The 13,802-nt window shown below is 57.5% G+C and carries 19 protein-coding genes and 1 pseudogene; 8 read left to right on the top strand and 12 right to left on the bottom strand.

The annotated features are described in order from the left end of the window. The first annotated feature begins 5 nt into the window (after positions 1-5). From AC5SEO_RS12925 to AC5SEO_RS12910, 4 genes are read left to right on the top strand one after another with little or no spacing between them, the layout of a single operon-like run. Positions 6-995, top strand: coding sequence for an RluA family pseudouridine synthase (locus tag AC5SEO_RS12925; RefSeq protein ID WP_003512960.1), 990 nt, complete (start codon positions 6-8; stop codon positions 993-995). Positions 996-1,001: 6 nt separating this feature from the next. After that, positions 1,002-1,670, top strand: a complete 669-nt coding sequence (locus AC5SEO_RS12920) for an HAD family hydrolase (RefSeq protein WP_003512962.1) — start codon at positions 1,002-1,004, stop codon at positions 1,668-1,670. 30 nt (positions 1,671-1,700) lie between these two features. Next, positions 1,701-2,495, top strand: coding sequence for an ATP12 family chaperone protein (locus tag AC5SEO_RS12915; protein ID WP_003512964.1), 795 nt, complete (start codon positions 1,701-1,703; stop codon positions 2,493-2,495). A gap of 60 nt (positions 2,496-2,555) precedes the next feature. Beyond that, positions 2,556-3,044 (top strand): hypothetical protein, encoded by a 489-nt coding sequence (locus tag AC5SEO_RS12910; protein WP_013636057.1) that lies wholly within the window; start codon positions 2,556-2,558, stop codon positions 3,042-3,044. 24 nt (positions 3,045-3,068) lie between these two features. Here the strand turns inward: AC5SEO_RS12910 and AC5SEO_RS12905 are convergent, their stop codons facing one another. Next, on the bottom strand, positions 3,069-3,662 hold the full coding sequence (locus AC5SEO_RS12905; protein WP_174068333.1) for a TetR/AcrR family transcriptional regulator: 594 nt from the start codon (positions 3,660-3,662) through the stop codon (positions 3,069-3,071). 165 nt (positions 3,663-3,827) lie between these two features. On the opposite strand from AC5SEO_RS12905, the gene AC5SEO_RS12900 reads away from it, so the two are divergent. Next, positions 3,828-4,226 carry a RidA family protein gene (locus AC5SEO_RS12900; protein WP_065657930.1) on the top strand — a complete coding sequence of 133 codons (399 nt, stop codon included), beginning with the start codon at positions 3,828-3,830 and terminating at the stop codon, positions 4,224-4,226. A gap of 108 nt (positions 4,227-4,334) precedes the next feature. Here AC5SEO_RS12900 and fghA read toward each other — a convergent pair whose 3' ends face one another. Genes fghA through AC5SEO_RS12885 form a run of 3 tightly spaced genes read right to left on the bottom strand, consistent with a single transcriptional unit; the run spans position 4,335 to position 6,342 of the window. Further along, positions 4,335-5,168 (bottom strand): S-formylglutathione hydrolase, encoded by an 834-nt coding sequence (fghA, locus tag AC5SEO_RS12895; protein WP_065657929.1) that lies wholly within the window; start codon positions 5,166-5,168, stop codon positions 4,335-4,337. Positions 5,169-5,201: 33 nt separating this feature from the next. Next, positions 5,202-5,861: a DUF1345 domain-containing protein gene (locus tag AC5SEO_RS12890; RefSeq protein WP_013636061.1), complete on the bottom strand. Its 660-nt coding sequence runs from the start codon at positions 5,859-5,861 to the stop codon at positions 5,202-5,204. A 25-nt stretch (positions 5,862-5,886) separates the two neighbouring features. After that, the gene (locus AC5SEO_RS12885) at positions 5,887-6,342 is read right to left on the bottom strand and encodes a YaiI/YqxD family protein (RefSeq protein ID WP_003512976.1); all 456 of its coding nucleotides are present in this window, start codon (positions 6,340-6,342) and stop codon (positions 5,887-5,889) included. 166 nt (positions 6,343-6,508) lie between these two features. Between AC5SEO_RS12885 and AC5SEO_RS12880 the strand changes: the two genes are divergently transcribed. After that, positions 6,509-6,961 carry a DUF5680 domain-containing protein gene (locus AC5SEO_RS12880; RefSeq protein ID WP_174068334.1) on the top strand — a complete coding sequence of 151 codons (453 nt, stop codon included), beginning with the start codon at positions 6,509-6,511 and terminating at the stop codon, positions 6,959-6,961. Positions 6,962-7,024: 63 nt separating this feature from the next. On the opposite strand, the gene AC5SEO_RS12875 is transcribed toward AC5SEO_RS12880, so the two are convergent. Beyond that, the gene (locus AC5SEO_RS12875) at positions 7,025-7,681 is read right to left on the bottom strand and encodes a peroxiredoxin (RefSeq protein ID WP_003512980.1); all 657 of its coding nucleotides are present in this window, start codon (positions 7,679-7,681) and stop codon (positions 7,025-7,027) included. A gap of 268 nt (positions 7,682-7,949) precedes the next feature. Here AC5SEO_RS12875 and AC5SEO_RS12870 point away from each other — a divergent pair, with 268 nt between their 5' ends. After that, a complete protein-coding gene (locus tag AC5SEO_RS12870) occupies positions 7,950-8,600 on the top strand; it encodes a glutathione S-transferase family protein (RefSeq protein ID WP_174068335.1) in 651 nt (216 codons plus the stop codon). Positions 8,601-8,897: 297 nt separating this feature from the next. Continuing rightward, positions 8,898-9,548: a pyridoxamine 5'-phosphate oxidase family protein gene (locus tag AC5SEO_RS12865; RefSeq protein ID WP_013636066.1), complete on the top strand. Its 651-nt coding sequence runs from the start codon at positions 8,898-8,900 to the stop codon at positions 9,546-9,548. Here the strand turns inward: AC5SEO_RS12865 and AC5SEO_RS12860 are convergent, their stop codons facing one another. The 7 genes and pseudogenes from AC5SEO_RS12860 to AC5SEO_RS12830 all read right to left on the bottom strand — a co-directional run. Continuing rightward, positions 9,549-10,190, bottom strand: coding sequence for a cytochrome b (locus AC5SEO_RS12860; protein WP_003512986.1), 642 nt, complete (start codon positions 10,188-10,190; stop codon positions 9,549-9,551). Between the two features lie 3 nt (positions 10,191-10,193). Next, positions 10,194-10,973: an anti-sigma factor family protein gene (locus AC5SEO_RS12855; RefSeq protein ID WP_003512996.1), complete on the bottom strand. Its 780-nt coding sequence runs from the start codon at positions 10,971-10,973 to the stop codon at positions 10,194-10,196. Then, positions 10,970-11,476: a sigma-70 family RNA polymerase sigma factor gene (locus AC5SEO_RS12850; RefSeq protein WP_003512998.1), complete on the bottom strand. Its 507-nt coding sequence runs from the start codon at positions 11,474-11,476 to the stop codon at positions 10,970-10,972. The genes AC5SEO_RS12855 and AC5SEO_RS12850 overlap by 4 nt, the downstream gene beginning before the upstream one ends. Positions 11,477-11,481: 5 nt before the next feature. Then, positions 11,482-11,871, bottom strand: coding sequence for a COG4315 family predicted lipoprotein (locus AC5SEO_RS12845; protein ID WP_003513000.1), 390 nt, complete (start codon positions 11,869-11,871; stop codon positions 11,482-11,484). A 110-nt stretch (positions 11,872-11,981) separates the two neighbouring features. Further along, positions 11,982-12,548 (bottom strand): YceI family protein, encoded by a 567-nt coding sequence (locus AC5SEO_RS12840; RefSeq protein WP_003513002.1) that lies wholly within the window; start codon positions 12,546-12,548, stop codon positions 11,982-11,984. 554 nt (positions 12,549-13,102) lie between these two features. Further along, on the bottom strand, positions 13,103-13,390 hold the full coding sequence (locus tag AC5SEO_RS12835; protein ID WP_075807477.1) for a hypothetical protein: 288 nt from the start codon (positions 13,388-13,390) through the stop codon (positions 13,103-13,105). A 145-nt stretch (positions 13,391-13,535) separates the two neighbouring features. Beyond that, a pseudogene (locus AC5SEO_RS12830) lies at positions 13,536-13,745 on the bottom strand (helix-turn-helix domain-containing protein); the annotation flags it as partial. Positions 13,746-13,802 lie beyond the last annotated feature (57 nt).

The raw sequence follows: 13,802 nt of genomic DNA, 5'->3' as shown, positions 1-13,802 counted from the left end.
ATTTCATGGCAGGTATCGAGCATATCAAGGTCGAGGCCGACGAGGCCGGTATGCGCCTCGATCGCTGGTTCAAGATTCACTATCCGGGTCTGGGGTTCGGGCAGCTGCAAAAGCTTCTGCGCTCCGGACAGGTGCGTGTGGACGGCGGCCGGGTGAAGACGGACGCACGGGTGCAGCCGGGGCAGATGGTGCGTGTGCCGCCTGTTGATTCCGACCTCAAGGTCAAAAGCGGACCAATCGGATCCAGGGACCTCAAACATTCGGCAGACGGCGAACTTCTGGCGCGCATGCTGCTGCATGAGGACGACAAGGTTCTGGTGTTCAATAAGCCGGCCGGCATTGCCGTGCAGGGCGGCTCGGGCGTCAACCGTCACATCGACGGGCTTCTGGAAGCATGGACCAGCCCGAAGGGCGAAAAGCCGCGTCTGGTGCACCGTCTGGACCGTGACACGTCGGGCGTGCTGGTGGTGGCCCGCACCCGAGGTGCTGCACAAAAGCTGACGGCCGCTTTCCGCGAGCGCGATACCAAGAAGACCTATTGGGCGCTGGTTCGCGGCGTACCGCGCAAGCATCAGGACAAGATTTCCACCTGGCTGGTCAAGGAACAGACCCCCGACGGCGACCGCATGCGCATTGCCAAGCACGGCGAGGAGGGGGCAGATCACGCCATTTCCTATTACCGTGTCATCGATACCGCCGCGCAGAACCTCGCCTGGCTGGAAATGGAGCCCTATACCGGCCGTACCCACCAGCTGCGCGTTCACGCACTGCATATGGGGCACCCGATTATCGGCGATCCGAAATATTACATCGATGATCCGAACTGGGATTTTCCGGGCGGTGTACAAAAGCGTCTGCACCTGCATGCACGCCATATCGACATTCCGCACCCGAATGGCGGCCGGCTTCGCGTCAGCGCGCCTTTGCCACCGCATATGGTACAGACTTGGAACCTGCTCGGCCTCGACGTGGCCGATGGCGACAGGGAAGGCTGATATCAGATGAAACTCGTTCTTTTCGATTGTGACGGCACGCTGGTCGACAGCGCCGGCCTTATCCATGCCGTCATGGTGGATACCTTCGCCGATTTCGGAAAGCCACGGCCTGATATTGCACAGACCAAGGCAATTATCGGCCTGACGCTCGACATCGCCATCGCCCGCATGCTCGGTAAGGCGCATGTGGATGACGAGGCGCGCGCGATGACTGAGCGCTATCGGGAAATCTATCACCCGATCCGCGCCCGACCTGGCATGATCGAGCCGCTGTTCGACGGTATCGCGCCCTTGATCGACACGCTCGCCAGGCGGGATGAGGTGCTGATCGGCGCGGTCACCGGCAAGGGCCGTCGCGGGTTGACCCATATTCTCGAAACGCATGGTTTTGCCGAGCATTTCATCGTGTCGCGCACGGCGGATGATTGCCCTTCCAAGCCGCATCCGGCCATGGTGATGGAATGTTGCCATGAAACCGGCATGGTTCCGGCCGACACTGTCGTCATCGGCGATGCTATCTATGACATGCAGATGGCAAAGGCCGCCGGCGCAAAGGCCATCGGCGTTGCCTGGGGCTACGCCTCGGTCGATGATCTCTGGAAGGCAGGCGCAGACGCCGTCGTCAGCCATCCGAGCGAAATTCCGGCCCATGTTCCCGCCGATATTCTTGAATGATCCTTTCTATTCGACTGATGAGGACGTGCCATGCGTGATCTCCTGAACGACCTTTCGGAAGGCCTCAGCCACCCCGATCCGATCCTTCGCGCCCAAATCCAGATGCAGCGGCCCCTGCCGAAACGTTTCTATAAGGACGTTACCGTTGCTGACGTGGAAGACGGCGGCTTCACCATCCATCTCGATGGCAAACCTTTGCGCACGCCCGCCAAGAAGCCGCTTGTCTTGCCATCGAAGGCGCTTGCGGACCTGCTTCGCGATGAATGGGATGCGCAGAAAGAAGTGGTGAACCCGGTCGTCATGCCGGTCTCGCGGCATGTGAACACCGCCATCGACGGCATCGCCAGCGACACCCAGGCGGTTTTCGAGGACATACTGCGCTTTTCCTCTTCCGATCTCCTGTGCTACCGCGCAGGTCAACCGGAAGCGCTTGTGGCGCGGCAGGCGGACCATTGGGATCCGGTGATCGACTGGGCGGCCAATGTTCTCGGCGCACGCTTCATTCTCGTCGAAGGAGTCATGCATCGCGATCAGCCTCGGGAAGCCGTTGCAGCCTTTGCCGTGACGCTCAAAAAATACGATACGCCGATCGCGCTTGCCGCCCTGCACACCATGACGTCGCTGACCGGCTCCGCCATTCTGGCGCTGGCACTGGCGGAAGGGCAGCTGACGCTGGAGGAAACCTGGGCGCTGGCCCATCTTGACGAGGACTGGACCGCCGAACATTGGGGCGAGGACGAGGAGGCGCTGGAGCGCCGCGCCACCAGGCTCATCGACATGCGTGCAGCACTCAACGTTCTGGAGGCGTTGAAGAGCGCGCCTTAACGCTTTTCTAACCCTGATGACCGAATATGCGGTTACCTCACGTTAGGGGAGCCGCAGATCATGAACACTCGATTGAAACGCCTTGGCATTGTTGTGCTGGCGTGTTTCACGCTCATGTCTTTCAGGCTGGAACCGGAGGCGACCAATGCCGACCGGCTGCTTTATGATGTGCGCGGCGCCTTTGTAGCGGCACGGCCGGATGTAGCGCCAGCATTGATGCAATCCATTCATGCGCAACTACAGAATGCCATCAAAACGACGGCACGCGGCGAAATCAGACCGCGCGTTGTGCTGACCATTCGCCTCGCATCCGTCACCCGCGGCCCCTTCCTGTTTGGAGAACGGGCATCGGCCCGTGTCATCGTTCGTGCGGCCGCCGTGGCGACGGGCGAGGTGATCGCCGAGGCCAAATTCACAGCCACCGTCGTCAGCTTCGACAATCAGTCGATCGAGCAGGATCTCGCTTACGGCGTCGCGGAGCGCGTGATCCGCGAGTTCCGGCTGAGCCGACCCGGACCGACAACGCTGGCGACGGCGTTGTTTCCGTGAACAAGTATGGTTTCCAGATAGAGTTTAAACTGGTTTCACAAGAAGGCCGGTGGCCATGGACTGGAAAGCCTCGACAGCCTTCGGCAGCACCCTCACGGGATCGTCACTGGCGGCGATCCATAGCGCAGCATTAAGTGCAGCGCCGCTTAGAAGCCGGGCAGCAGCTTCCGCATCGACTGACTTGATGATCCCCTGTTCGATGAGGCTCTGAACCGTTCCCTTGGTCGTCTGCAGACAACTGCTCTGGCTAGGCCACTGCGACGGATCACCCAATACCGCAGGCCCGTCGAGCAGAACGATGCGTTGTACTTCCGGATCAAGCGCCATTTCGATATAGGCGGCGCCCTCGGCGAGCAAACCTTGCCAATCGTCCTCGGCCAGTGCCCCGATCTCTTGAGCGCGAGACGCCATTTCAGAATCGATCTGATCGACCACCGCCGCCAGCAGCCCACGCTTATCTCCGAAATTGTGATAAAGCGCCCCACGCGTCAGACCAACCTGAGCAGTCAACTCGTCCATTGATGCGGAAGAGTATCCCTTTTCGGCGAAAATCTTTCGTGCAGCCGCGATCAGTTTTACGCGATTTTCCTCCATCGTTTCCGCGCGTCGTTTCGCCATTCTCTCCTCAATTTTACATACGTGACGTATATGGGTTGACATACGGCATGTATGCCACCAAATTCAAATACGCACCGTATATCAAATAAGGCGTTGTGTGAAGCGCTCGAAGCGTAACGTTCCGCCCAGAGAGTGCACTTGATTACAAAGAAGAGAGATTTAAAAATGGCGAAGCGCGAAGCAATCTTTCCCGCAAACAGACATGCTCTTTACGAGGAGCACGGCTATTCGGCGGCTATCCGATCCGGGGACCTTCTGTTCGTTTCCGGGCAGGTGGGCAGCCGTTCCGATGGAACGCCAGAACCCGATTTTGAACGTCAGGTACAATTGGCTTTCGAAAATCTCAAAGCCACGCTGCATGCAGCGGGCTGTACATTTGATGATATTGTCGACGTGACGACATTCCATACGGACCCCGAAAAACAGTTCGGAACCATCATGGCCGTCAAGCAGCAGATTTTCAGCACGAAGCCTTACCCGAACTGGACTGCAATAGGCGTGAACTGGCTCGCGGGCTTCGATTTCGAGATCAAGGTCATCGCCCGCATTCCTTTGGATGCATAAATCTCCGAAAGCCATGGCGAAGACGGCGTACTGAAAACGCCGTCACGTCGCTGTTCAAGATGTCGGACGAATCCAAACCGCGCAGGTTAAGCTTCCCCTTTCGCAGCCTTAGCCAAGTCGCTCGGCATGCCATTTCAGATGGTCATCCATGAAGCTGGAGATGAAATAATAGGAGTGGTCGTAACGCTCGTGCATGCGCAGCGTCAGGCCGATATCGGTTCCTTTGATCGCCTCTTCGAACAGCCAGGGACGCAGGCCTTTTTCGAGGAAACTGTCGGCCTTGCCCTGGTCGATCAGGAATTCCGGAAAACGGGCGCCGTCTTCGATCAGCGAGCAGGCATCGTATTGCCGCCATGCGGCACGATCCGTTCCGAGATATTTTTCCAGCGCCGGTTCGGACCAGTCGGCAGAAGAGGGGGCGACGATTGGGGCGAAGGCGGAGCAGCTCTTGAAGCGGTCTGGGTTCTTAAGCGCAATCGTCATGGCGCCATGGCCGCCCATCGAATGACCGAAAATGCCCTGACGGCTCAAATCCGCGCGGAAATGCTGGCCAATGAAGGCTGGCAGCTCTTCCGTCACGTAGCTGTACATATGGTAGTGCTCCGACCAAGGCTCCTGCGTGGCGTCGAGATAAAAGCCCGCGCCCTTGCCCATCTGCCAGTTGGTCACTTCATCAGGCACATCGTTGCCACGCGGGCTGGTATCAGGGCAAACGATAATCAGCCCGAGTTCGGACGCCATGCGGCGATATTCGCCTTTTTCCATGACATTGGCGTGGGTGCAGGTGAGGCCGGAAAGATACCACAGAACCGGGCACGGCTCGCTGATCGCCTTCGGCGGCACATAGACTGCAAAGGTCATCTCGCATTTCAGGGTTTCGGATGGGTGCGAAAATACGCCCTGCATGCCGCCAAAGGCCGTATTTTGCGAGATGATATTCATGAAGCCATTCCTTTATGAAGAGTTTTTTCCGGTTCAGCCCGCAAGCGCGACCGCAGCATTGACCGCCGCTGCTACCAGAACCGTGTTGAAGAAGAAGGAGACGATGGAGTGCAACAGCGTGACCTTGCGCATCGGTGTCGTGGTTACAGCAACATCCGAGGTCTGCGCCGTCATGCCGATGACAACAGCGAAATAGAGGAAGTCGTAACCGCAGGGTTCCTTCGTTGCCGGGAAATCCATGCCGCCTCTATGCTTGCGCTTGCCATCAACGGTTTCCGGACGCCAGTAAAGATGGGCATAGTGCAAGGCGGTCATGGTGTGGATTGTCAGCCACCCGAAAATCACGGAGCCGAAGGCGAGCAGCAGCGTCCAGACGGTTTCGCCGGAATGGTTGAGTGCCTGGAAAAGTGAAACGACGGCGACGGTGGCAGCGATCAGCGTAATGGCGATGATGGCCATTGCCGGCAGGTCATCACTATCGGCATGCGCTTTCAGGTGCTGGGCCGTTAATTTCGGAAGCCGAAAGGCCACCAGCCCGAGATAGGTCAGGAAAAACAGAATGGCTGCAATTTCGATGGCGAGCGGCCGTGCGAATGCCAGCGCCAAGCCGAGGCCGAAGGCGCCAACAAAAAGAGCGACGAAGAAAGGCTTATGGCGGCTGTAGGTGTTGCTCTGCGGATTGGCCGGGGTCATGGGCTGCGCCTTCCTGTTTACGCGGTCATTTTTTGACACGGCGGCAGAAACGGTCAAGCGTCTCCAGAAAAGCAGACCGGTCGCGCGGCGAGAAAGCCGCGTTATATCCCTTGCTCTCACCGGTTTCGCGCAGGTGTGCGCCAAGGTCGCGCATCGCAGTTGCCATGCCGATGTTGGTTTGGTCGAAAACGCGGCCGGTCGGTCCCGTCACCAGCGCGCCCCTGGCAACGCAACGCCCGGCGAGCGGCACATCGGCGGTAATGACGATATCGTTTTCGCCCGCACGCTCCGCAATCCAGTCATCCGCCGCATCGAAACCGGCCGATACGATCACGTTTTTCACCATCGGATCGCGCGACGGGCGCAAACCGGAATTGGCAACGAATGTCACCTCCAGCCCATGCCGTTCCGCCACCTTGAGAATCTCGGGTTTCACGGGGCAGGCGTCGGCATCGACATAGATTTGCGGGGTCTGCGACATGGGCACTCTACGAGGATCATTTATGCATCGCTTTTAAGGGCAAACGCTGCGATTACCAAGCCCGCCATCTGTGAAAATATGGCGACAGGCAGGGTAAGGAATACGCTTGCGACCTTCACACAAGTCCAGTACGTTCACTTTATGTTCCTGATGTGAGGTATTCCCGATGCTGGAAGAATTCATCGTGCAGGCCAAGTCCGCCACTTATGTGGGCGGCGGCAACAAATCCTCGACGCCCACCCGCATCGGCTCACACGACCTCGGCTTTCGAAGTGGCGACTGGAACTACATCGATAGCTATTTCGGCGGAACCGACTTCATCGGTCAGGAGGTCGTCTGGCATCAGGGAATTCCACTTTGGGCCATGAATTATTACGGCCGCGTCATCCGCCCTGAGCTAATCGACGGCACGGTGGCGGGCAGGGTGATCCAGCGATCGCTTTCCACGCTATACAGGGAAGGGCGCTTCCTCGGCGGCTTCACCCACGAGGTCGAAGACATGATCTATGTCGATACCAATGAGGGCGAATTCCGGTCTTTTACCGGCGTGGAGCGCATATATCGGGACAGCGTTGAGGTGTACCGGCTCGACTACCACGGCGGCGTGATAAAGCCGTAGCCGCGCCGCGAATAAGATCAAACAGGGACGATGGAGATCCATCGCCCCTTTATCGATTTCAAATCAGCCGGGCTGCTTCGTCTTGCGCAGGTATGGAAGAACTGTGTCATAGGAGCCGAAACGGGCAATCGCATCCTCGTTGGAGACGGCGGCGGTGATAATGACGTCTTCGCCCTGTTTCCAGTTTGCCGGTGTCGCCACCTGATGTTTAGAAGTCAGCTGGATGGAATCGATCGCGCGAAGAATTTCGTCGAAGTTGCGCCCGGTGGTCATCGGGTAGGTGAGGACCAGCTTGATCTTCTTGTCGGGACCGACAACGAAGACGGAGCGCACGGTGGCGTTGTCGGCCGGCGTGCGGCCTTCGGAACTGTCTCCAGCGCCCGCGGGCAGCATGTCATAGAGCTTCGCGACTTTCAGGTCCTTGTCGCCGATCAGCGGATAATCGACATTAAAGCCGGTCGCGGTGCGGATGTCGTTTTTCCATTTCTCATGGCTTTCGACCGGATCGACCGAAATGCCGATGATCTTGACGCCGCGCTTTTCGAATTCCGGCTGCAGGCCGCCCATCGCGCCTAGTTCCGTGGTGCAGACCGGCGTGAAATTCTTCGGATGTGAAAACAGGACCGCCCAGCCGTCGCCGATCCATTCGTGAAAGCTCACCGGACCGTGTGTGGTCTCGGCGGTGAAATCGGGTGCGATGTCGTTTATACGCAGGCTCATCTGATAGTTTCTCCCTAATGATTTAAATTGAAATCCTGAAGGTTTTGGCAATCCGCGTCCGGCGCAGGAGCTTAGAGTTTTTGCGTGAAATGGCCAGCCCTTTCCACGGCAAACGGCACGCTAATGACCTGTCATTGAAACGTACAAGGATTGTTTTCGTTCTGGCAAACGCCTATTCTGACGCGCTGCCTTTTCCGGTCGGCGCAAAAAGCTGATGCTCGACCACAATGAGCCAATAGTCTCCAAACAGACGCGATGGGGAACAGCAATGACGATCACGATTACCGCTTTTGAACGCTCGCCCGATGGCGGCAAGGGTCTGGCCCGCGACATGCGCGTGCGCTGGGCGCTGGAGGAAGCTGGACTGTCCTACGATGTTCGCCTTCTCTCCTTCAAGGCGATGCGGGAACCTGCGCATCTGGCACTTCAGCCATTCGGACAAATCCCGACCTATGAGGAGGGCGACCTCGTACTGTTCGAATCCGGCGCGATCATTTTCCACATCGCGGAGCGCAATGCCGGCCTGTTGCCGCGGGATGTGAATGCGCGGGCACGGGCGATAACCTGGATGTTCGCCGCGCTCAACACGGTGGAGCCGCCAATCGTTGACCGCTCGATTGCCCGATTTCTGGAGGGCGACAAGAGCTGGTACGAAGAGCGCTTGGCGATGATCGATAAAAATATCAGCAAGCGGCTCGGCGAACTCTCCCGCTCCCTCGGTGACGACGACTGGCTCGACGGTGCGTTCAGCGCTGGAGATCTGTTGATGATATCGGTGCTGCAAAGGATAAAAAGCTCAGGCATCCTCGACGAATATCCAAACCTTTCAGCCTATGTGGCTCGCGGTGAGGCGCGTCCGGCCTATCAACGCGCCTTTGCCGACCAGCTTGCCGTCTTCAAGGCCGCCTCGACCGCTTGAACGTCGGTGAATAGCGAGGGCCTTAGGTAAGAACCCACTACACTGTCTGTAAAGGATCGCCCGCCCTCAAAGGCTCCCGCAGCCGCTTCGGTGATTGTTGTGCCTCTATCGCGGCCGGTTCTACTTCTTGATTGAAACGGAAATCTGCGATAGCAATAAAATTGAGGTACGTACATCAAATTGAAAACCGCACAAATGCGGACAAAGAATAACAATCGATATGTCAGCAATATCCAGGCGTTTTCGTCTGGTGAAGCTGATGGGAACAACGGGGCAACGTCACAAGGGTGAGGTATGATGACGGCGTTTGAACTTGATCCGGAATTTGCAATAACAGATGAGCCATCGCTTCGAGGATTGTTCGAGGCCACCCACGCGCTGGCGATATTGAAGTGTCAGGACACCATTGGCGAGCATGCGCGGGAATTTATCAGACGCTCTCCGTTCCTGTGCATAGGAACGCAGAATTTGGCGGGAAGTGCTGACGTAAGCCCTCGCGGCGACCCTGCGGGGTTCGTCAAGATTCTTGATGAACGCACACTCGCGATACCGGATCGACCGGGTAACAATCGTCTGGATACGTTGACCAATATCATTGCCAATCCAAGCGTCGGGCTGTTGTTTGTCATACCGGGATTTGACGACACGTTGCGTGTGAACGGGCAGGCAAAGCTCGCAACCGACCCGGAACTTCTGAGAAGCATGAGCATCAATGATCGTGCGCCCAAACTCGCGATTGTCGTCAGGGTGAGTGAGGTTTTCATGCATTGCGCCAAGGCGTTTCGGCGGTCTCATTTGTGGAGCCCGGATCATTTTCAGGATCGCTCCGAGATGCCGTCGCTCATCAAAATCATCCTTGACGAAACGACGGGGGCGCCCAGCAACAAGGATGAGATGCGGAAATTGGATGACGATCTGGAAAAGGACTACCAGAGAACACTTTATTAGCTATTTTCGAGGGGAGGCGGTGCGGCCCATGTTATCAGCAGCAGCCCTGAAAGGGATCATGCGCCGAAGCGTTGGATCTTTGCGGACGAAATGGTGCCACAGCGCCGCTGCCACATGAAGAACGACGATAACTGCGGCAAGATAGGCCAGAGTGGCGTGAACCTTAGTCCAGAAGGCCTCGGCTTGGTCGGAGATCGCCATGGGTAGTCCCGGCACGACGACAAGATCGAAGACGTAACTGGGGATCTGCAGAGGAGACGTCGACGCGACGGCCCAACCGGCAAGGGGAACGGCAAGAGTAAGGAACAGCAGCGCGGCGTGAGCCGACCGTGCGGCCAACCTCGAAGCCATCCCTTCACCATCCAGAGCCCGCGGTTTCCTGCTGAAAACCGACCAGATGAAGCGGGGGGCGGCGAGGGCCAGAACCAGAAACCCAATCGACTTGTGATACTGAAAAAGATTGAACTGAAGCACCGGATCGATGTCGCGGCTCATGAGATATCCCAGCGCAAGCTGCGCGAGGAATAGGAGCGCGATTGTCCAATGGAAAACGATCGCCACCAAACCAAAGGAGGCGGACGTGTTTCGCCATCTTCTTACGCCTCTCGTCGCTCTATCGGAATGACCCTTGAGATATTGCATCGGCTAACTCAGCTGTTGATAGGTGTCTTTGGCAATAGCGTCCATGCGGTCGGACGGCAGGCCGCCGACCAGGGCGCAGCGTATTGTTTCGTCATCCCAGGACACTGTTTCCAGCGCGTCGACATTGGAGCGCCGCATGGCGGTATCGCTCGTTTCAGCCGCGGCCACGATGTAAAGAGTGACACGCTGCCCACTTTTGTCTTCGTACATCAGCTGAGCTGCGGCGCCTTCGGAACTGGGCAGCACCCGGCCGCCGACAAGGGACAAGCCATGGCGGGTGAGGTCCGGCACGTTCAGTTTACGGTCGAGCCGTTTTGACAGCCATTTCGGCAGACTGGAGGCGTTCTCGGCATCAGCCCGAACTTCGACAGGGTGCAGAACCTCGCTTGCAAACAACTTGTGCGCCTGCGTCGCATCCGCCACGATGGAATGGGCAGGTGCATCGACCTCCGACACAAGTCCGCGCCCGAACCAGCCACCTGTCAGTCCAACTGCCAGAACGAGAACGGAAGCCGCTGCCAGATTGCGCCAATTTGCACGCTCCGATCGCAAGCGCCGCTCCATCCGATAAACATCGAGGCGATCAGGTAAAACATCGACATCAGCAGGACGATAGAGAGCCGTAAGTGTCGCATTCTGCCGCTGCCATATCTCGACCTTGCGCGCATCGGCCGGATTGGAGGCGAGGTGGGAACGAACGACATCACGTCGCTGGTCTTCGAGCTGCCCATCGACATAGGATATCAGATCGGCTTCGGTTATCTGCGGCTCGTTGCCAGTCATTTTATCACCTTGAGATTTGGCTGGTCTTCCTGGGTCATGCGGGCCAAGGCTGTTCGGGCACGCCCCAGACGGGACATCAAAGTGCCCAACGGAATTTCCAGAACCTTTGCCGCTTCCGCATAACTCAGACCTTCGACGACGACGAGGAGGAGGGCCTCACGGTGCTCGCCTGACAGCTTTTCGATGGCACGTGCCATTTCGGCAAGCGCGATCCGGCCCGTCTGCGGCGCCGGCACAAACATCTGTTCGGCAACATCATCAATCGGGATTTGCGAGGGCCGGCGGTTTCTGCCTCGCAGATTGTTGCGGTAAACGTTGACCAGCACACGGTACAACCATGGACGTAACGGCCCCTGCGGCCGCCATAGCGCCTTTTTGCGGATGGCTCTTTCCAGGCAGTCCTGAACGAGATCGTCAGCCGTGTCACGGTCGTGCGTGAGCGCATTCGCGTAACGTCGAAGCGCCGGTATGCAACTTGTGATCTCGTCAAGAAAATCAGGCATAGGTGCTATTCCTTGGCAACGTGCCAGACGCCACCAACACCATCACCCGTGACATCGCCGGGCTTCTTGTCCATCTGCCAATGATATAGCGGCTTTCCATCATGCGACCACTGCATCGTGCCATCCCTGCGGGCGAGTGGTCTGTAGTCGCCATCCGCCTTGTCGGTTTTGGCAGCCGCAAGCGGCGGCCATTTCTTCGCGCAGCCGTCATAGCAGGCTGACGAGCCATTGCCATCATTGTCGAACGTATAAAGGGTCATGCCCTTGGCGTCAGTCAGGATCGTGCCCTTTGCCGTCGCCGTTTCAACCACCGCGCCACCGGCGTATGGTTCGGCAAGCGCGGCAGTGGAGGCGAGCGCGAGAGCGCCTGCCAGAATGAAATGATGTTCACGCATGAGATCGTCCTTTGAGAGGTAACGGTGCGGACACCATGTCCGATACAAGACAGAACACCGGCCAGCGACAATTAATCCCGTCCCACCGATTTTTTGACGTTCCGTCGTTTTTATCTGACGCCCTTCAAATCTATGTCGAAGGCAACCGTGTTCGAATAGAGCGGCACGCCAACGCCCATGCCATAGGGCAGGCGGGGGATATTTCCGGTGACATGGAAGGTAACAGAACCCTTTTGCTGCTCAACGAATGTTGCGTGAAACGTCTCGGCTCTGGAGACGCCTCGGGCCGTGAGCACGCCTTCAACGACCGCGCTGCGCGGCCCGTCCTGCGTAACGCGGTTGGAGCGAAACACGATCTGCGGATAGGCGGCGATGTTGAAAACCGCGCTGGACCGCAGGAAATTTTCCACCCGTTCCTGGCCTGTCTTCACGCTGGAAGGGTTCAAACTGATTTCCACATAGGACTTGGACGGTTGGTCCGGATCGATATCGAAGCGGCCGGATATATCGGGAATAGTGCCGTTGATGCCCGGACCGGCAACCTGTGCAATCGAAAATCCGATGCGCGAGGCGGGATCGATACGGTAACGTCCGGCGGCGGACGAAAACGGGCTTGCAGATACAGGCATGCAGGCCAATGTGGCAATAACGAGTGTGATGGAGTAAAGGTGCTTCACGGCGCAGGCTCCTTCATGAGTACGTGGTCGTACCCGTGAGAACACCGCTGGCGACTATTTAATCCCTATCAGTTCCGACAGATCATCAAAATCTTTGCCGCATCAGCCAATGCATGGGCATTTCGTCAGCAATGTCTTTCATGGGTTCAAAGCCCACTCACGGAAGATTTTCTTGGCGGTGATGGCATTTTCTGGAGCACTGCTTCACCTTGGCTCGAAAAATAAAGGATAGGTGCTTTCTCTAAATCCTTTGCTCGCTATGGTGCTCAAGCGATGTACAGAGTGTCTAGGCGGCGCTGATGAAGGTGAGGCGCTCAAGACCATAGAAAGCTTCATCTGGCTGCTACATACGATGTCAAAGCTGGTTAGAGGCGCGACTTCGCCAGCTGTTTAGAAACGCGACACAGGCACCGACGGTCAGCCCCCGATCCGACCGGCTGGGCCGGGTTGCAAGGAAGGAGCGGGGGCGGGTGAGGGAATGCCTATTCGGCTTTAGCTTCCTCAGCAGGGTGCATAATCTGCCTTGGCAATCAACAGGCATTCCGGGTATGAGATCAAACCCTAAGTGCAGGATAATCCCACGATGACTGCAAACGGCGACGGGCCTCTTTTACAAGGTCAAGGTAGTCTGCCCTGAAGGGTGCAACCAGCTGCTTTTCGAGACCGGCAAGCAGTCCGTGCAGCACAGCGCATTCGGCAGGGCTCTCGAAACAGGACGCGCTTGGCGTGGGAGCGCTGCTCTCTTTGCACCAACGAGAAAGAAGCTCAAAAAGAACCAGAGCTTCGTCTGGAGCAAGGTGGATTTGTGTATGATCGGAAGAAGTTTGTTGTTCGTCTTTCATAACGCGAAACTCGCATGCGCCGCTGACGTCTGCAATAGACCGCTGGCATTCAACGTCGCCAGTTCATTCCGCCGCTTCCATCCGCGCCAGCGCCTTCTGCCTTTTGGCAATCACCTCCTGGTCGTTCATGAAGTCCGTCCGCCGGTCGGGCTTGCGGCCGCGCTTCCGTGCTGTAGTAGCCGTCATAATCTGGCAGTTCACGGTCATGAAACGTGTTGCGCTTGATCTCACGGTAAATGGTCGAGCGATGACGGCCAAGCTGACGCGCCATCTCGTTGACGGGAACCTTTGCCGCCACCAGATGATGAAGACGGCGGCGATCGGCAAGGGTGATCTGCGTATAGCATCGGGACATGCCAAAATCTCCAAAGTGAAGCCATTGAAATCATTGGCATGTCGCACTTGAAAATAG

The organism is Agrobacterium sp. K11, assembly GCF_059429395.1.
This window is presented reverse-complemented; position numbering and strand designations above follow the sequence as displayed.